At 60.0% G+C, this 19287-nt stretch carries 15 protein-coding genes; 12 read left to right on the top strand and 3 right to left on the bottom strand.

From position 1 onward, the window contains the following. Positions 1-16 precede the first annotated feature (16 nt). The 7 genes from apaG (at position 17) to BM017_RS07130 (ending at position 8038) form a co-directional block, all read left to right on the top strand. Positions 17-397 (top strand): Co2+/Mg2+ efflux protein ApaG, encoded by a 381-nt coding sequence (gene apaG / locus BM017_RS07160; RefSeq protein ID WP_010206973.1) that lies wholly within the window; start codon positions 17-19, stop codon positions 395-397. Then, positions 397-1248: a symmetrical bis(5'-nucleosyl)-tetraphosphatase gene (locus BM017_RS07155; protein ID WP_092242306.1), complete on the top strand. Its 852-nt coding sequence runs from the start codon at positions 397-399 to the stop codon at positions 1246-1248. The genes apaG and BM017_RS07155 overlap by 1 nt, the downstream gene beginning before the upstream one ends. 9 nt (positions 1249-1257) lie before the next feature. Beyond that, entirely contained in the window at positions 1258-1587 is a 330-nt protein-coding gene (gene glpE, locus BM017_RS07150; protein WP_092242303.1) for a thiosulfate sulfurtransferase GlpE, read from the top strand. A 285-nt stretch (positions 1588-1872) separates the two neighbouring features. Continuing rightward, positions 1873-3795, top strand: a complete 1923-nt coding sequence (locus tag BM017_RS07145) for a PrkA family serine protein kinase (RefSeq protein WP_071490239.1) — start codon at positions 1873-1875, stop codon at positions 3793-3795. A gap of 113 nt (positions 3796-3908) precedes the next feature. Then, on the top strand, positions 3909-5180 hold the full coding sequence (locus tag BM017_RS07140; RefSeq protein ID WP_017138057.1) for a YeaH/YhbH family protein: 1272 nt from the start codon (positions 3909-3911) through the stop codon (positions 5178-5180). Beyond that, positions 5177-6742 carry a SpoVR family protein gene (locus tag BM017_RS07135; RefSeq protein WP_092242300.1) on the top strand — a complete coding sequence of 522 codons (1566 nt, stop codon included), beginning with the start codon at positions 5177-5179 and terminating at the stop codon, positions 6740-6742. Before BM017_RS07140 ends, BM017_RS07135 begins: the two co-directional genes overlap by 4 nt. Positions 6743-6805: 63 nt before the next feature. After that, entirely contained in the window at positions 6806-8038 is a 1233-nt protein-coding gene (locus tag BM017_RS07130) for a multifunctional CCA addition/repair protein (protein WP_092242295.1), read from the top strand. Positions 8039-8110: 72 nt separating this feature from the next. Here the strand turns inward: BM017_RS07130 and folK are convergent, their stop codons facing one another. Continuing rightward, a complete protein-coding gene (gene folK, locus BM017_RS07125; RefSeq protein WP_071490242.1) occupies positions 8111-8629 on the bottom strand; it encodes a 2-amino-4-hydroxy-6-hydroxymethyldihydropteridine diphosphokinase in 519 nt (172 codons plus the stop codon). Continuing rightward, the gene (gene folB / locus BM017_RS07120; protein ID WP_071490243.1) at positions 8620-8973 is read right to left on the bottom strand and encodes a dihydroneopterin aldolase; all 354 of its coding nucleotides are present in this window, start codon (positions 8971-8973) and stop codon (positions 8620-8622) included. Before folB ends, folK begins: the two co-directional genes overlap by 10 nt. 74 nt (positions 8974-9047) lie before the next feature. Between folB and plsY the strand changes: the two genes are divergently transcribed. Next, positions 9048-9617 carry a glycerol-3-phosphate 1-O-acyltransferase PlsY gene (gene plsY / locus BM017_RS07115; protein WP_092242293.1) on the top strand — a complete coding sequence of 190 codons (570 nt, stop codon included), beginning with the start codon at positions 9048-9050 and terminating at the stop codon, positions 9615-9617. A gap of 24 nt (positions 9618-9641) precedes the next feature. Here plsY and tsaD read toward each other — a convergent pair whose 3' ends face one another. Further along, positions 9642-10667: a tRNA (adenosine(37)-N6)-threonylcarbamoyltransferase complex transferase subunit TsaD gene (gene tsaD / locus BM017_RS07110; protein ID WP_092242291.1), complete on the bottom strand. Its 1026-nt coding sequence runs from the start codon at positions 10665-10667 to the stop codon at positions 9642-9644. 202 nt (positions 10668-10869) lie between these two features. Here tsaD and rpsU point away from each other — a divergent pair, with 202 nt between their 5' ends. The 4 genes from rpsU to BM017_RS07090 all read left to right on the top strand — a co-directional run bounded on the left by rpsU (position 10870) and on the right by BM017_RS07090 (position 19287). After that, positions 10870-11085 (top strand): 30S ribosomal protein S21, encoded by a 216-nt coding sequence (gene rpsU, locus BM017_RS07105; RefSeq protein ID WP_002551877.1) that lies wholly within the window; start codon positions 10870-10872, stop codon positions 11083-11085. 445 nt (positions 11086-11530) lie between these two features. Then, complete coding sequence (gene dnaG / locus BM017_RS07100; protein WP_092242288.1) at positions 11531-13504, top strand: DNA primase; 1974 nt, start codon at positions 11531-11533, stop codon at positions 13502-13504. Positions 13505-13571: 67 nt separating this feature from the next. Beyond that, positions 13572-15422 carry an RNA polymerase sigma factor RpoD gene (gene rpoD, locus BM017_RS07095; RefSeq protein WP_071490246.1) on the top strand — a complete coding sequence of 617 codons (1851 nt, stop codon included), beginning with the start codon at positions 13572-13574 and terminating at the stop codon, positions 15420-15422. Positions 15423-15543: 121 nt separating this feature from the next. Beyond that, positions 15544-19287, top strand: coding sequence for an EAL domain-containing protein (locus BM017_RS07090; protein WP_092242285.1), 3744 nt, complete (start codon positions 15544-15546; stop codon positions 19285-19287).

Below are 19287 nucleotides of genomic sequence, written 5' to 3'. Positions count from 1 at the left end.
TTTTAAGGCCTCTTGCATGTCCGATCCTCGCTACCAGATCGACGTCAGCGTCGTCACCCGCTTCCTGGCGGACCAATCGCAACCTGAACAGAACCGCTTCGCCTTTGCCTACACCATCACGGTGAAAAACAACGGGCTGGTACCGGCCAAGTTGCTGTCACGCCACTGGGTGATCACCGACGGTGACGGCCAGGTCGAAGAAGTGCGCGGCGCAGGCGTGGTCGGCCAGCAGCCGCTGATCGACAGCGGCGCCAGCCACACCTACAGCAGCGGCACGGTGATGACCTCCAAGGTCGGCACCATGCAAGGCTCGTATCAAATGAAGGCCACCGACGGCCAACTGTTCGACGCCATCATCGCGCCGTTCCGTCTTGCCGTGCCGGGAGCCCTGCACTGATGACGACGTATGCGGTCGGCGACCTGCAAGGTTGCCTGGAGCCGCTCAAGTGCCTGCTTGAGCGCGTAGCCTTCGATACGGCAAGTGACCGCCTGTGGTTGGTCGGTGACCTGGTCAATCGCGGCCCGCAGTCCCTGGAGACGCTGCGCTACTTATATAGCCTGCGCGATTCCCTGGTGTGCGTATTGGGCAACCACGACCTGCACCTGCTGGCGGCCGGCAACAACATCGAGCGCCTGAAAAAGGGCGATACCTTGCGGGAAATCCTCGAAGCGCCCGATCGCGCCGCGTTGCTCGACTGGTTGCGCCGCCAGAAAATCATGCATTACGACGAAGGCCGTAACGTGGCCCTGGTCCATGCAGGCATCCCGCCCCAATGGTCATTGAAGAAAGCACTCAAGTGCGCCGCTGAAGTCGAGAGCGCCCTGACCGATGACAATCTGTACACCGCCTACCTCGACGGGATGTACGGCAACGAGCCGGTGAAGTGGGACAACGACCTGACCGGCGTCGCACGCCTGCGAGTTATCACCAACTACTTCACGCGCATGCGCTTCTGCACCGCCGAGGGCAAGCTGGACCTCAAGAGCAAGGAAGGCGCCGACACCGCGCTTCCCGGCTATAAGCCTTGGTTCGCCCACAAAGAACGCAAGACCCGTGACACCAGGATCATTTTCGGTCACTGGGCTGCACTTGAAGGCAAGTGCGATGAGCCTGGCGTATTCGCCCTCGACACCGGTTGCGTGTGGGGCGGCGCCATGACGCTGATGAACGTCGACACCGGCGAGCGTTATAGCTGCCAGTGCGAATCCCCCCCGCCCGTTACATTGCCGGCTACCGCCAGGCCCTAGGAGCCATCCATGAGCGAATTCAAACGTATCCCTCCCGAACAAGCCCAGGCCCTGCGCGAGCAAGGTGCCGTGGTGGTCGATATCCGCGACCAGCCGACCTACAACGCCGCGCACATCACCGGTGCCAGGCACCTGGACAACGTCAACATCGCCGACTTCATCCGCGCCGCAGACCTTGACGCACCGGTAATCGTGGCCTGCTACCACGGCAACTCCAGCCAGAGCGCGGCGGCCTACCTGATCAGCCAGGGCTTCTCCGACGTCTACAGCCTGGACGGCGGCTTTGAGCTGTGGCGTACGACCTATCCTGCGGAAATTTCCTCGGGCGATTCGCAATAATTTTTTTCACACCCCGCTACCCCGCGTGACGCTTGGGCTTGCGCCGTTTCTGACGAACGGCGCAGCCAAACTAATTGCGCATCGCGCCTTGACCTCTCCGATTCCGAACTATCCTTAAGCGCAGGCCATCCGAATCAGGGGAGAGCCGGTACACCGGCGTGCGGGTCATCGGTAGCGTTTCAGGGTGTTCTGGGGGGAAAACAGCCATTGGCGTCTGCCAATGTCTGCCAGCATCGACTGATTGATCCGGCGTCGGCTCCACGTATCGAGCGAGGTGACGACGTCATGAGTATTTTTAGCCACTTCAAAAACCGCTTCGAATCCACACAGCAGGAAGAACTCACGCTGCAAGAGTATCTCGAGCTGTGCAAACAGGATCGCAGCACCTATGCGTCTGCCGCCGAACGTTTGCTGCTGGCGATAGGCGAGCCGCAACTGATAGACACCTCGAACAATTCGCGGCTGTCGCGAATATTCTCCAACAAGGTGATCCGTCGCTACCCGGCCTTTGAAGACTTCCATGGGATGGAAGAATGCATCGACCAGATCGTCTCCTACTTCCGCCATGCCGCCCAAGGCCTGGAAGAGAAGAAACAGATCCTCTACCTGCTCGGCCCCGTCGGCGGCGGCAAGTCGTCCCTGGCCGAGAAGCTCAAACAACTGATCGAGAAGGTGCCCTTCTACGCCATCAAGGGCTCGCCGGTCTTCGAGTCGCCCCTGGGCCTGTTCAACGCCACGGAAGATGGCGCGATCCTCGAAGAAGACTTCGGCATCCCGCGCCGCTACCTCAACACCATCATGTCGCCCTGGGCCACCAAGCGGCTGGCCGAGTTCGGCGGTGACATCAGCCAGTTCCGCGTGGTCAAGCTCTACCCGTCCATCCTCAACCAGATCGGCGTGGCCAAGACCGAACCGGGCGATGAGAACAACCAGGACATCTCGGCCCTCGTGGGTAAGGTCGATATCCGCAAACTCGAGGAATTCCCGCAGAACGACGCCGACGCCTACAGCTATTCCGGCGCACTGTGCCGGGCCAACCAGGGCCTGATGGAGTTCGTGGAGATGTTCAAGGCACCGATCAAGGTGCTGCACCCACTGCTTACCGCCACCCAGGAAGGCAACTACAACAGTACCGAAGGCCTCGGTGCGATTCCGTTTACCGGGATCCTGCTGGCCCACTCCAACGAATCGGAGTGGCACACCTTCCGCAACAACAAGAACAACGAAGCCTTCATCGACCGGATCTATATCGTCAAGGTGCCTTACTGCCTGCGGGTCAGCGATGAAATCAAGATCTACGACAAGCTGCTGTTCAACAGTTCCCTGTCCAAGGCGCATTGCGCACCCGACACCTTGAAGATGCTTGCCCAGTTCACCGTGCTGTCACGCCTCAAGGAGCCGGAAAACTCGAATATTTACTCGAAGATGCGCGTGTACGACGGCGAAAACCTCAAGGACACCGACCCCAAGGCCAAGTCGATACAGGAGTATCGCGACACGGCCGGTGTGGATGAGGGCATGAACGGCCTGTCGACGCGCTTTGCGTTCAAGATCCTGTCCAAGGTCTTCAACTTCGACCCCCACGAAATTGCCGCCAACCCGGTGCACTTGCTCTATGTGCTGGAACAGCAGATCGAACAGGAGCAATTCCAGGCGGAAACCCGCGAACGCTACCTGCGCTTCCTCAAGGAATACCTGGCGCCGCGCTACATCGAGTTCATCGGCAAGGAAATCCAGACTGCGTACCTGGAGTCCTACAGCGAGTACGGCCAGAACATCTTCGACCGCTACGTGCTGTACGCCGACTTCTGGATCCAGGACCAGGAATACCGCGACCCGGAAACCGGCGAGATCCTCAACCGCGTCGCCCTCAACGAGGAACTGGAAAAGATCGAAAAACCCGCCGGCATCAGCAATCCGAAGGATTTCCGCAACGAAATCGTCAACTTCGTGCTGCGCGCCCGCGCCAACAACAATGGCAAGAACCCGACCTGGCTCAGCTACGAGAAGCTGCGGGTGGTCATCGAGAAGAAGATGTTCTCCAACACCGAGGACTTGCTGCCGGTCATCAGTTTCAACGCCAAGGCCAGCAAGGAGGATCAGCAAAAACACAACGACTTCGTCACACGAATGGTCGAGCGCGGCTACACCGACAAACAGGTACGGCTGCTGTCCGAGTGGTACCTGCGGGTGCGCAAATCGCAGTAAGGCAGCGACAGGCGTGCGCTGCCGGGCTTCTGGCCTGGCAGCCGACCGCTTGTCTCTAAGCTTCCAGCTCGCCGCTTGAAGCTTGTAACGTGAAGCTGCCCGGAGGGCTCCCCATGAGCTATGTGATCGACCGACGCCTCAATGGCAAGAACAAGAGCACGGTAAACCGCCAGCGTTTCCTGCGGCGTTACCGTGACCACATCAAAAAGGCCGTCGAAGAGGCCGTCAGTCGCCGCTCCATCACGGACATGGAGCATGGCGAACAAATCAGCATTCCCGGACGGGACATTGACGAACCGGTGCTGCACCACGGCCGGGGCGGTAAACAGACCGTCGTGCACCCCGGCAACAAGGAGTTCACCACCGGCGAGCATATCCAGCGTCCCCAAGGGGGTGGCGGCGGCAAAGGTCCGGGCAAGGCGGGCAACTCCGGCGAAGGCATGGACGAGTTCGTGTTCCAGATCACCCAGGAAGAATTCCTCGAATTCATGTTCGAGGACCTGGAACTGCCCAACCTGGTCAAGCGCAACCTGACCGGTACCGACACCTTCAAGACCGTACGCGCGGGTATCAGCAACGAGGGCAACCCCTCGCGCATCAACATCATCCGTACCCTGCGCTCGGCCCATGCCCGGCGTATCGCACTGTCGGGCAGCAGCCGCGCCAAACTGAAGGAGGCCAAGGAAGAGTTAGCGCGCTTGAAGCGTGAAGAACCGGACAACTTCGGCGATATCCAGCAAATAGAAGCAGAAATCGAGAAACTCAGCGCGCGTATTCACCGCGTGCCGTTCCTCGATACCTTTGACTTGAAATACAACCTGCTGGTCAAGCAACCCAACCCCAGCTCCAAGGCCGTGATGTTCTGCCTGATGGACGTGTCCGGCTCCATGACCCAGGCCACCAAGGACATCGCCAAGCGCTTCTTCATCCTGCTGTATCTGTTCCTCAAGCGGAACTACGACAAGATCGACGTGGTATTCATCCGCCATCACACCAGCGCCCGGGAAGTCGACGAAGAGGAGTTCTTTTACTCACGGGAAACCGGCGGCACCATCGTCTCCAGCGCCTTGAAGTTGATGCAGGAGATCATGGCCGAGCGCTACCCGGCCAATGAGTGGAACATCTACGCCGCGCAAGCCTCGGACGGTGACAACTGGAACGACGATTCGCCCATCTGCCGCGACATCCTGATCAACCAGATCATGCCGTTCGTGCAGTACTACACGTATGTCGAAATTACCCCCCGTGAGCACCAGGCGCTGTGGTTCGAATACGAGCGCATCGGCGAAGCCTTCGCCGACACGTTCGCCCAGCAGCAACTGGTCTCGGCCGGCGATATCTACCCGGTCTTCCGTGAACTCTTCCAGCGCAGGTTAGTGACATGACCGCCAAAAAAGAGCAAAAACGCCAACCCATCTCCACGGGGTCAGAGTGGACCTTTGAACTGATCCAGGCTTATGACCGGGAAATCAGCCGTATCGCCGCGGGGTATGCCCTGGACACCTACCCCAACCAGATCGAAGTGATTACCGCCGAACAGATGATGGATGCCTACGCCTCGGTGGGCATGCCGCTGGGCTATCACCACTGGTCCTACGGCAAGCACTTCCTCAGCACCGAAAAGTCCTACACCCGCGGCCAGATGGGCCTGGCCTACGAGATCGTGATCAACTCCGACCCGTGCATCGCCTACCTGATGGAAGAAAACACCATCTGCATGCAGGCACTGGTGGTGGCCCACGCCTGCTACGGGCATAACAGCTTCTTCAAGGGCAACTACCTGTTCCGCACCTGGACCGACGCCAGTTCGATCATCGATTACCTGGTGTTTGCCAAGCAGTACATCATGCAGTGCGAGGAGCGCCACGGCATCGATGCGGTAGAGGACCTGCTCGACTCCTGCCACGCGCTGATGAACTACGGTGTCGACCGCTACAAGCGTCCCTACCCGATTTCCGCCGAGGAAGAACGCCTGCGCCAGAAGGAGCGCGAAGAACACCTGCAGAAGCAGATCAATGACCTGTGGCGCACCATTCCCAAAAAGACAGGAAAAAACAGCGACAAGGATAATGTACGCTTCCCCGCTGAACCTCAGGAAAACATCCTGTACTTCCTGGAAAAACACGCGCCGTTGCTGGAGCCCTGGCAGCGGGAAATCGTGCGTATTGTGCGCAAGATCGCGCAGTATTTTTATCCACAGCGCCAGACCCAGGTGATGAACGAAGGCTGGGCCACGTTCTGGCACTACACACTGATGAATGACCTGTACGACGAAGGCCTGGTCACCGACGGCTTCATGATGGAATTCCTCACCTCCCACACCAGCGTGGTCTTCCAACCCGGCTTCGACAGCCCTTACTACAATGGCATCAACCCTTATGCGCTGGGCTTTGCGATGTACCGCGATATCCGCCGCATGTGCGAGCACCCCACCGAAGAAGACCGCCGCTGGTTCCCGGAAATCGCCGGCAGCGACTGGCTCTCCACCATCAAGTTCGCCATGAGCAGCTTCAAGGACGAGAGTTTTATCCTGCAGTACCTGTCACCTCAGGTGATCCGCGACCTCAAGCTGTTCAGCATCCTCGACGACGACCTCAAGGATGACCTGGTGGTGCCGGCCATCCACGATGAGCCTGGCTATCGCACCATCCGTGAAACCCTGGCGGCGCAGTACAACTTGGGCAACCGCGAGCCCAACGTGCAGATCTACAGTATCGACGTGCGCGGCGACCGCTCGCTGACCCTGCGGCACCAGCAGCACGATCGCAAACCTTTGGGGGAATCCACCGAGGAAGTACTCAAGCATCTGCATCGGCTGTGGGGCTTCGATATTCACCTGGAAACCCTGCAAGGCGATCAGGTGATGAAGACCCACCATGTGCCACCGCGCAGCGATCACAACGACAACGACTACGGTCGCCTGGACCTGGCTGTCGTTCATCTCTGAAACAGCAAAGCCTCCATTGGTCAGGCACAGGCGGTATCCTGTGCCGCTAACGGAGGCTTTTTCATGAAAACCTATAAAGTCGGCGGTGCGGTACGGGATCGCCTCTTGGGCATCCCGGTCACCGATATTGACCGCGTCGTGGTGGGCGCGACTGCCGAAGAGATGCTCGCCAAGGGCTATAAGCCGGTGGGCGCAGACTTCCCAGTGTTCCTCGATCCAACGAACGGCGACGAGTACGCCCTCGCCCGCACCGAACGCAAGAGTGGCCGGGGTTACGGCGGCTTTGTGTTTCACGCGAGCCCCGAAGTGACGCTGGAAGAAGACCTGATCCGTCGCGACCTGACCATCAACGCCATGGCGCAAGACGATGACGGTAACTTGATCGACCCTTATCACGGCCAACGCGATCTTCAAGCGCGCATTCTGCGCCACGTTTCCCCGGCGTTCGCCGAAGATCCCCTGCGCGTACTGCGAGTGGCACGATTTGCTGCACGTTATGCGCCCCTGGGGTTCACCGTCGCGCCGGAAACACTGGAGCTGATGCGCCAACTCAGCGAATCCGGCGAACTGGAAGCCCTGACGCCGGAGCGCAGCTGGAAAGAAATCTCCCGGGCGCTGATGGAAGATCAACCTCAGGTGTTTATTCAGGTGCTGCGTGACTGCCAGGCCCTGAAAACCTTGATGCCCGAAGTCGATGCACTGTTCGGCGTGCCACAACCCGAAGCCCATCACCCGGAAATCGACACCGGCGTGCACACCCTCAGCGTGCTAGAACAAGCCGCTTTGCATCAACAGCCACTGACTGTGCGCTGGGCCTGCCTGCTCCACGACCTGGGCAAGGGTACGACGCCTGTGGATAAGTTGCCGCAGCACATCGCCCACGAACACCGGGGCTTGAAGCTGATCAAGGCGGTCAACGAACGCTTCAAGGTGCCGAGGGATTGCCAGGAATTAGCACTGCTGGTGGGCCAATATCACACCCACGGCCATCGCGCTCTGGAGCTGAAGGCCTCGACATTGCTGGAGTTGCTGCAAAGCTTCGACGTGTACCGGCGGCCACAGCGCTTTGAAGAGTTCGTGGTCGCCTGCGAGATGGACGCCCGAGGCCGCAAGGGCCTGGAGCAAAGAAGTTATCCACAGGCGGATTATTTGCGCGGAGCGGCAAAAGCAGCTCGCGAGGTTGCGGTGGCCCCCCTGCTGGAGAAAGGCTTCAAAGGCCCGGAGCTGGGTGAGGCGCTCAAGCGCGAACGGCTCAAGGCACTAAAAACCTACAAGGAACAACACGCCCTCATTTAGGAGTGAGCTTGCTCGCGAAGAACGTCAACGATAACGCAGCGCTCTCCGGTTTTTCGCGAGCAAGCCCGGCTCCTACAGGAGAGCGCCCGGCGTCAGTTGTCGGCCCTGCCATTCAAACGCGACAGGCGCCAGCACTTGGTCGATCTGCGTATCGCGCCACAAATCGGCCAGCGTCTTGCCCACCTCAGGATGCACGCGTTCCGGCGCCATCAGCGATAGCGGCCACAACACAAAGGCGTTTTTCAGGATTTCCGCACGCGGCAAAACCAAACCATCGAAATTGCCCACCAGATCGCCATACAACAACACGTCGATATCCAACGGCAGCCCTTTGCGGTCCGGCGCATAACGACCGTTGTCGGCCTCGATGAATTTCAACCGGCGGTCCAGTTCCATCAACGGCAGATCGGTATACGCCGACACCACCAGATTGAAGAACGGCCCACTCTTGATGCCCACCGGCTGGCTTTCGAACACCGCAGAGCAACGCATATCGGTCAAGAAACTCGCCAGCGCATCCAAGCCGGCGCACAGGTGAGACTCGCGCTCGATATTGCTGCCTAGGCCAAGGTAAACCTGAGTTAGCGACATCCGCGCTCGATCTCCACGCCCACGCCTTTGGCAGCCGGCACGGCACCAGGCTTGGTCAGCTTGAGGTGCAGCCAGGGAATCTGGAATTCATTCATCAACACTTGCGCGAGGCGTTCGGCAAAGGTTTCCACCAGTTGGTACTGGGATTGCTCGGCAAAGGCCTGGATGCGCGCGGACACGCTGGCGTAATCCAGCGCAAGGGTCAGGTCGTCACCGGCCGCGGCCGGGCGGTTGTCCCAGGCAAAGCTCAGGTCCAGGCGCAGGCATTGGCGGATTCCGCGCTCCCAGTCGTAGGCCCCGATGACGGTATCGACTTCCAGGCCTTCGATAAACACTCTGTCCAAGCACTCTTCTCCGCAGCACGACAAGGGCGCGATGCCCCGTTAGAATCAGGGCGTCCTCGCCCGGAATAGTTAGCATGTTTTGGTCACTGGCGATCTTCGCCTACCTGCTCGGCTCGCTGTCCTTCGCCATTTTGCTCAGCCGCCTGACGGGAACCCCCGATCCGCGAATGAGTGGCTCAGGCAATGCCGGCGCCACCAATATGTTGCGCCTGGCCGGCAAGAAACTCGCCGTACTGACGCTACTGGGCGACCTGTGCAAGGGCTTGTTGCCCGTGCTGATCGCCAGCCTAGCCGGCCTGCCCCTGCAACAACAGGCCTGGATCGGCGTCTGCGCGGTCCTGGGCCATCTGTTTCCCCTGTACTTCCGCTTTCGTGGCGGCAAAGGCGTCGCCACGGCGGCCGGCATGTTGCTGGGGATCTACCCACCCGCAGCGTTACTGGCTGTACTCGCCTGGCTGTTGACGTTCTACCTGACCCGCACCAGCTCACTCGCCGCACTGATCGCCACCCCGCTCACCCTGCCGCTACTGGCCTGGCAAGAACCGGCGGCGCTGCTGCCGATGAGCGTGCTGACACTGCTGATCGTCTGGCGCCACCGTGGCAATTTACGCGACCTGTTTGCCGGGCGCGAACGGCATTTTTAAATACCGTCAATTCGGGTTGCGGTGTTACAGCGGCGACAACTGCTCCATCGGCCAGCGCGCCTGCACGCTGATCGCCAAGCTTTCATGCTGCCCGGCCTGCAGGCGCTGGCAACCGGCGTAGGCGATCATCGCGCCGTTGTCGGTGCAGAACTCCGGACGTGCGTAGAACACATCGCCCTTCATATCGCTGAGCATTTTTTCCAGCGAAGTGCGCAAAGCCTTGTTGGCACTGACGCCGCCGGCGATCACCAGGCGCTTCATGCCCGCCTGTTTCAGGGCGCGCTTGCACTTGATGGTCAAAGTCTCCACCACGGCCTGCTGGAACGCCAGCGCGATGTCGCAACGGGCTTGCTCACTGTCGTCCCCGGCGCTGACGCTCTGCTGCCAGGTGTTCAGCGCGGAGGTTTTCAAGCCGCTGAAGCTGAACATCAGGCCTGGGCGATCACACATCGGACGCGGGAAGGTGTAGCGGCCGGCCACGCCTTTTTCAGCGAGGCGTGCGATTTCCGGGCCACCCGGATAATTGAGGCCCATCATCTTCGCGGTCTTGTCGAACGCTTCACCGGCGGCGTCATCCAGGGATTCACCCAGAAGGGTGTATTGGCCGATGCCATCCACCTGAACCAACTGCGTATGGCCGCCCGAAACCAACAAAGCGACGAACGGGAACTGTGGCGGGGTTTTCTCCAGCATCGGAGCCAACAAATGGCCTTCCATATGGTGCACGCCGAGCGCCGGAATGCCCCAGGCAAACGCCAGCGCCTGAGCGCAAGAGGCCCCAACCAGCAGGGCCCCGACCAATCCGGGGCCGGCCGTGTAGGCGATAGCGTCGATCTCGGTCGGCACGCAGCCGGCCTCGTCCAGCACCTGGCGGATCAGGGGCAGCATGCGCTTGACGTGATCACGGCTGGCCAGCTCCGGCACCACGCCGCCATAGGCACGGTGCAGGTCGATCTGGCTGAACAGCGCATCGGCCAGGAGCCCGCGTTCACTGTCGTAAAGTGCGACACCGGTTTCGTCGCAGGAGGTTTCAAGTCCCAGTACTAGCATGGGTTTGCGCCTTGTAGAGGCTGAATTCGAAGGCGCGCATAATAGTCGCCACTCCCCCTCCCGACTAGCGGTTTTCGATCAGAGGCTTTGCATTCCGGGCAATGAGGGGTTAACATCCGCAACCCTTAAAAACCGACGACCTCAGCCGCGAATTTTTTGCGACGAGAACGTTGATCCCGGTAATGAAAGAAGGTAGCTCTGGATGCCAGCCGTCAAAGTTAAAGAGAACGAACCCTTCGACGTAGCTCTGCGTCGTTTCAAGCGCTCCTGCGAAAAAGCCGGTGTACTGGCTGAAGTTCGTAGCCGCGAATTTTACGAGAAGCCAACTTCTGAGCGTAAGCGTAAAGCAGCAGCCGCTGTTAAGCGTCACGCCAAGAAAGTTCAGCGCGAACAGCGCCGCGCCGTTCGTCTGTACTAATACACAGACGTTCGTAGCAAGCTTCTGCCAAGCCCGGCCCTCAGCCGGGCTAATGGCATTTGCGGATATCGCTTGATGCTTCACCGTTGACGCCGCACATGCGACCGAGACAACTGCTTCACACGTCAGGACTGGCTCTTTTGCCAGCGGTGCACGTCTCTTCTGACGAGCCTATCAAGGCTACTGACGAGCACACTCATTCTGTAAACAGCCGACCAACCGTGTCGACTGCGCCCAACGAGGCGTTTCCGAGGCCCGTCACCGGCCAAGACCGGGCGCCGGGGCAACATTTCCACACCGAAGACTGATCAGAAACTAACGTCAGTGAATATTCGGCAGATACACTTCCGTACACCCCATGCAGTCGCTGGATGCTCGAGCACTCGATACGCGCGCTTGAACACCTCACGGGCCCTCATTTACACGCAGTGATGACGAGAACGCCATGGCCGGGCTGATTCCCCAGAGCTTTATTGACGACCTTCTGAACCGCACCGACATCGTCGATGTGGTCAGCTCGCGCGTGCAAATGAAGAAGGCCGGCAAGAACTACACCGCTTGCTGCCCGTTCCATAAGGAAAAGACTCCGTCGTTCAGCGTCAGCCCGGACAAGCAGTTCTACTACTGCTTTGGCTGCGGCGCGGGCGGCAATGCCCTCGGCTTCATCATGGACCACGACAACCTGGACTTCCCCCAGGCCGTCGAGGAACTGGCAAAAGCCGCCGGCATGGAAATCCCTCGCGAAGAAAGCGGCCGCCCGCACAAACCGCGGCAACCCACCGATTCGCCGCTGTACCCGCTGCTGACCGCCGCTGCCGACTTCTACCGTCAGGCGCTTAAAAGCCATCCGCAGCGCAAGGCCGCCGTCGACTACCTCAAGGGACGCGGCCTCACCGGCGAAATCGCCCGCGACTTCGGCCTGGGGTTCGCCCCGCCCGGCTGGGACAACCTGTACAAGCACCTGAGCAGTGACACCCTCCAGCAAAAAACCATGATCGACGCCGGCCTGCTGGTGGAGAACGCCGAGACCGGCAAGCGCTATGACCGCTTCCGCGACCGCGTGATGTTCCCGATCCGCGACAGCCGCGGCCGCATCATCGCCTTTGGTGGCCGGGTGCTGGGAGACGACAAGCCCAAGTACCTGAACTCCCCGGAAACCCCGGTGTTCCACAAAGGCCAGGAACTCTACGGCCTGTTCGAGGCGCGCAAGAACAACCGCAACCTCGACGAGATCATCGTGGTTGAAGGCTATATGGACGTGATTGCGCTCGCCCAACAAGGCTTGCGCAACGCGGTCGCCACCCTGGGCACCGCCACCAGCGAAGAACACATGAAACGCCTGTTTCGCGTGGTGCCCAGCGTGCTGTTCTGCTTCGACGGCGACCAGGCTGGCCGCAATGCCGCATGGCGCGCGCTCGAAGCCACGCTGTCGAGCCTGCAGGATGGACGCCGTGCGCGCTTCCTGTTCCTGCCCGAAGGCGAAGACCCGGACACCCTGGTGCGCTCCGAAGGCACCGACGCATTTCGCGCGCGCATCAATCAACATGCGCAGCCGTTGGCCGACTACTTCTTCCAGCAACTGACCGAAGAAGCAGATCCACGCTCCCTCGAAGGCAAGGCCCACATGGCTACCCTCGCGGCACCGTTGATTGATAAGGTCCCAGGCGCCAACCTGAAGTCCCTGATGCGCATGCGCCTGCTGGAAATCACTGGGCTCAGTGGCGAAGCCGTCAGCCAGCTGGTGCATAACGCACCGCATGACGCAGCGCCACCGGCCTACGACCCAGGCATGGATTACGACGCCATGCCGGACTACTCCGACTTCCACCAACCCCAGGAGGCCTACGCGCCCCAACAGGAATGGACGCCGAAGAAACCCGGTGCCGGCGGCAAGAAATGGGACAAGAAACCCTGGAGCAAGAACGGCAAGCGCGGTGACGGCGATGAGGCCTACGCCCCGCGTACCCCGGTTGCCGTGGAAGCGCCGACGTTGATTGCCCTGCGCACGCTCATCCACCACCCGCATCTGGCGGAGAAGGTCGAGAGCGCCGATCACTTTGCCAACGAGAGCAACACCTACGCCCAGGTACTGATCGCCCTGATCGAGGCGGTACAGAAAAATCCTAAGCTAAACTCAATTCAATTGATGGCTCGCTGGCATGGCACCGAACAAGGCCGCTTGCTCAAAGCGCTCGCGGAAAAGGAGTGGCTAATTGACGGTGACAACCTTGAACAACAGTTTTTAGACACCATTACTAGGTTATCTACGGGTCAGCACACGCAGACCCTCGATGAACTCATCAAGAGAGCAAGGCAGCCGGGATTGTCGGCTGAAGAGCAAATTCAGATAGCAAAACAGATGCGCGACCTCTTAAAACAGAATGTTTCCGCATCAAACCCGACCTCAGCTGGCGTGTGAGGTCATAGCTCGGGTATAATCCTCGGCTTGTTTTTTGCCCGCCAAGACCTTCAGTGGATAGGGTGTTATGTCCGGAAAAGCGCAACAGCAGTCACGTATCAAAGAGTTGATCGTTCTCGGTCGTGAGCAGGGTTACCTGACTTACGCGGAGGTCAACGACCACCTGCCTGAGGATATTTCAGATCCAGAGCAGGTGGAAGACATCATCCGCATGATTAACGACATGGGGATCAACGTATTCGAAGCTGCGCCAGATAAGGATTCCCTTATGCTGGCGGACGCCGATACCGACGAGGCTGCCGCAGAAGAAGCGGCCGCCGCGCTGGCTGCTGTGGAGACCGATATCGGTCGTACCACCGACCCTGTGCGCATGTATATGCGTGAAATGGGTACCGTCGAGCTGCTGACACGCGAAGGCGAAATCGAAATCGCCAAGCGTATCGAAGAGGGTATCCGTGAAGTGATGGGCGCAATCGCGCACTTCCCAGGCACGGTTGACCACATTCTCTCCGAGTACACCCGCGTCACCACCGAAGGTGGTCGCCTGTCCGACGTCCTGAGCGGCTATATCGACCCGGATGACGGCATTGCGCCGCCTGCCGCCGAAGTACCGCCGCCTGTCGATGCCAAGGCTGCGAAAGCGGACGACGACTCCGAAGACGACGACGCTGAAGCCAGCGGCGACGATGAAGACGAAGTCGAAAGCGGTCCGGATCCGATCATCGCTGCCCAGCGTTTCGGTGCGGTTTCCGATCAAATGGAAATCACCCGCAAGGCACTGAAAAAGCACGGTCGCGCCAACAAGCAGGCAATTGCCGAGCTGGTGGCCCTGGCAGAGCTGTTCATGCCGATCAAGCTGGTGCCGAAGCAATTCGAAGGCCTGGTTGAGCGGGTTCGCAGTGCCCTGGAGCGTCTGCGTGCCCAAGAGCGCGCAATCATGCAACTGTGCGTGCGTGATGCCCGCATGCCGCGTGCCGACTTCCTGCGCCAGTTCCCGGGCAACGAAGTAGACGAAAGCTGGACCGACGCACTGGCCAAAGGCAAGGCGAAATACGCTGAAGCCATTGGTCGCCTGCAGCCGGACATCATCCGTTGCCAGCAGAAGCTGACTGCGCTTGAGACCGAAACCGGTCTGACGATCGCCGAGATCAAGGACATCAACCGTCGCATGTCGATCGGCGAGGCCAAGGCCCGCCGCGCGAAGAAAGAGATGGTTGAAGCCAACCTGCGTCTGGTGATCTCCATCGCCAAGAAGTACACCAACCGTGGCCTGCAATTCCTCGACCTGATCCAGGAAGGCAACATCGGCTTGATGAAGGCTGTGGACAAGTTCGAATACCGTCGCGGCTACAAGTTCTCGACTTATGCCACCTGGTGGATCCGTCAGGCGATCACTCGCTCGATTGCCGACCAGGCCCGCACCATCCGTATTCCGGTGCACATGATCGAGACGATCAACAAGCTCAACCGTATTTCCCGGCAAATGTTGCAGGAAATGGGTCGCGAACCGACCCCGGAAGAGCTGGGCGAACGCATGGAAATGCCTGAGGATAAAATCCGCAAGGTATTGAAGATCGCTAAAGAGCCGATCTCCATGGAAACCCCGATCGGTGATGACGAAGACTCCCACTTGGGTGACTTCATCGAAGACTCGACCATGCAGTCGCCGATCGATGTCGCCACCGTTGAGAGTCTTAAAGAAGCGACTCGCGACGTGCTGTCCGGCCTCACTGCCCGTGAAGCCAAGGTACTGCGCATGCGTTTCGGCATCGACATGAATACCGACCACACCCTTGAGGAAGTCGGTAAGCAGTTTGACGTGACCCGCGAGCGGATCCGTCAGATCGAAGCCAAGGCGCTGCGCAAGTTGCGCCACCCGACGCGAAGCGAGCATCTGCGCTCCTTCCTCGACGAGTGACACCAGAACCCCCGGCCCAGGCCGGGGGTTTTGTTTTGTATAGATAAAATCCCTCGCAACGCCCCTCCCCCGCAATGCCCGTCTACACTCGAAACATTCCCCGTGCCATAACGAGACCGTTATGCCCAGATTGCCGACTGTGTTACTGCTGTCGCTGCTGACCTGGACCGCAACGGCTGGCGCGTTGACTCTCACTGATGATGAGCGTGGCTGGTTGGCGGACCATCAGGAGCTGCGCCTGGGGGTGGACGCGTCATGGCCACCCTTTGAGTACCGTGACGAAGAAGGTCGCTACCAAGGTTTGGCGGCGGATTACGTGCGCCTGATCCAGGATCGCCTGGGCATACGGGTCAAGCTGATCGAACCGGTGAACTGGAGCGCGGTGCTGGAGCTGGCCCGCAGCAACCAGCTCGACCTGCTGCCCGGCATCATGTCCACACCCGAACGCCAAGGCTACATGGCGTTCACTCGCCCGTACCTCGACTTCCCCATCGTCATCCTGGCCCACGAAGGCGGGGCCAAACCGCGCAATCTGAAGGATCTCTACGGGCTGAAGATTGCCGTGGTGGAAAACTACGCGCCCCATGAACTGCTACGCACGCACCATCCCGACCTCAACCTGGTGGCCATGCCGAATGTGAGTTCGACGCTGCAAGCCTTGGCCACGGACGAAGTGGATGCGGTCGTCGGCGACCTCGCCTCAAGCGTCTGGAGCCTGCGCCAACTCAAGCTCGACGGTTTGTACGTCAGCGGCGAAACGCCTTACCGCTATCAGTTGGCGATGGGCGTACCACGCGACAACAAAATGCTGGTGGGCATCCTCGACAAGGTACTGGCCGACCTTAGCACGCAGGAAACCGACGCGATCCAGCAACATTGGGTCGGCAGCTTTACCGACCATCGCACCTTCTGGACCGACTTGCTGACTTACGGCCTGCCCGCCGTGTTGCTGCTGAGCACCGTACTGGCCGTGGTAATCCGGATCAATCGCCGGCTCAGTTCGGAAATCTCCCGCCGCGTAGCCCTCGAACAGGAACTGCGCAGCAGCGAGTACCACTATCGCGGCCTGGTGGAGAGCTTGTCCGCGATTGCCTGGGAAGCCAGCGTCACCGACTTCACCTACAGCTATGTATCACCCCACGCTGAGGAACTGTTGGGTTACCCACGGGCCCACTGGCTGATTCCGGGCTTCTGGCGCAACATCATTCACCCCGCCGACCTGATTCGCACCGAATCCTACTGCCAACGCGAAACCCGCGCCAACCGTGACCACAGCGTTGATTACCGGGTCATCACCGCCGACAACCGTTGCTTGTGGGTGCGTGACATCGTCAGCCTGATCGAGCACGGCCATGAGCCCGTGCTGCGCGGCTTGATGATCGACATCAGTGAGGCAAAGCGCACCGAAGAGGCCCTGCAACTGTCTGAGCAGAAGTTCGCCTCGGTGTTCCAGCAATGCCCGGACATCCTGGTGATTGCACGGCTGTCCGACGGCTGCCTGCTGGAGGTGAACAAAGCGTTCGAGGACCAGGTCGGGCTGACAGCCGAACAGGTCGTGGGTAAAACCGCTACCGAGCTGAACATCTGGGGCATCCAGGGCGCAGGCCCCGATCTGCTGCAGCGGTTGCAGACCACCAGCATCCGCAACCTGGAAATGCCCTTTCTGCGCAGCAATGGCCAAGCCTTCACCGGGCTGATTTCCGCCGAGCCGTTTCAACTCGACACTACAGAGGCCATCGTGGTGGTGGTGCGCGACATCACCCAACTCAAGGAAACCCAGCAACAGCTGCAAACCTCCGAGGAGAAATTCGCCAAGGCCTTCCACGCCTCCCCCGACGGCTTGCTGTTGAGCCGCCAGCGCGATGGCCTGCTGATAGAAGTGAACGATGGTTTCAGCCGGATCACAGGTTTCAACAGCGCCGCCTCCGTCGATCAGTCCACCTTGGACCTGGGCATCTGGGTCGACCTCAACGAACGCAAACACATGCTCGAACTGATGCAGCGCGATGGCTTTGTGCGCGACTTCATCTGCCACATACGCCGCAGCGATGGTCAGATTCGCCTGTGCGAGCTATCCAGCCGCCCACTGCCGATTGGCGATGACGACTGCATGCTGACCATCGCCCGAGACATCACCGAACGCCAACTGATGCAGGAAAAACTGCAACAAGCTGCCACCGTGTTCGAGAGCACAGCCGAAGGGGTGTTGATCACCGACACCCGGCAGAACATCAGCGCCGTCAACCGTGCCTTCAGTGAAATCACCGGCTACAGCGAGGCCGAAGCCCTCGGCAATACCCCGCGCTTACTCGCTTCCGGGCTGCATGACAGCGCGTTTTATGCGGCGATGTGGCATCAATTGACCGCCCAGGGGCATTGGCAAGGCGAGATTTCCAACCGTCGCAAGAACGGCGAGTTGTACCCCAGTTGGCTGACCATCAGTGCCGTGCGCAACCGCGACCAGTTGATCACGCACTTCGTCGCGGTGTTCGCCGACATCTCCAGCCTCAAACTGGCCCAGGCCCGTCTCGACTACCAGGCGCATCACGACCCATTGACCGGCCTGCCCAACCGCACGCTGTTCGAAAGCCGACTGCAGGCCGCCCTCAACGGTCACCAGGAAACCGGCAAACAGGGCGCCGTGCTGTTTCTTGACCTGGACCGCTTCAAACACATCAACGACAGCCTCGGCCACCCGATCGGCGACCTGCTGCTCAAAGACATCGCCGTCCGCCTCAAGGAGCAACTGCGCGACATCGACACCGTGGCACGCTTGGGCGGCGACGAATTCATCATCCTGCTCCCAGGCCTGCAACACGCGAGTGACGCCGAATACCTGGCGAATAAGCTGTTGGCCTGCTTTACACCGCCGTTCCAGGCCGGCGAGCACGAGTTCTTTATCAGCGCCAGCATCGGCACCAGCCTATACCCGCAGGACGGCACCGACGTCGCCACCCTGGTCAAGAATGCCGACGCCGCGATGTATCGCTCCAAGGCCAAGGGGCGCAACCGGGTCGAAAGCTACACCCGCGACCTCACCGCCCAGGCCAACGAGCGCGTGGCGCTGGAACATGAACTGCGCCGCGCCATCGAGCGCAACGAACTGACCCTGTACTACCAGCCGAAACGGAGCCTGATCACCCAGGAACTGATCGGTGCCGAAGCATTGATCCGCTGGCATCACCCCACGTTTGGCGACGTACCGCCCGAACACTTCATCGCCCTCGCCGAAGAGAACGGCATGATCCTGCAGATCGGTGATTGGGTGCTGGAACAGGCCTGCCGACAACTGCACACCTGGCAAGGCACCTTCGACGAGTTCGGCCCACTGTCGGTGAACCTGGCCGGCGCCCAACTGCGTCACCCCGGCTTGCTGGCGCGCATCGAACAGCTATTGCGCGACTACCGACTCGACCCGGGCTGCCTGCAACTGGAGATCACCGAAAACTTCATCATGAGCCAGGCCGAAGAAGCGCTGGAGGTGCTGCACCAACTCAAAGACCTCGGCGTACAACTGGCAATCGATGACTTCGGTACCGGCTACTCCTCCCTCAGCTACCTCAAGCGCCTGCCCCTGGATTACCTGAAGATCGACCAATCCTTCGTCCGCGGCCTGCCCGACGACCCCCACGACGCCGCCATTGTGCGCGCCATCATCGCCCTGGGCCACAGCATGCAATTCACCATCATCGCCGAAGGCGTGGAGAACCCCGCACAGCAGGCCTTCCTCGCTGCGGAAGGCTGCGAACAGATGCAAGGCTACATCGTCAGCCTGCCGCTACCGCCGGAGCTTTTTGCTGCTACGTTTCTTCGTATAAGCATTGAGGATTTTTCGGATGGCACAGCGGGGAAACCATCGTTATAA

Origin of the sequence: Pseudomonas sp. NFPP04 (genome assembly GCF_900113815.1) — a bacterium.
GTDB classification, from domain to species: domain Bacteria; phylum Pseudomonadota; class Gammaproteobacteria; order Pseudomonadales; family Pseudomonadaceae; genus Aquipseudomonas; species Aquipseudomonas extremorientalis.
The sequence above is the reverse complement of the archived record's forward strand: the minus strand, read 5'-3'. Positions and strand labels throughout refer to the sequence as shown.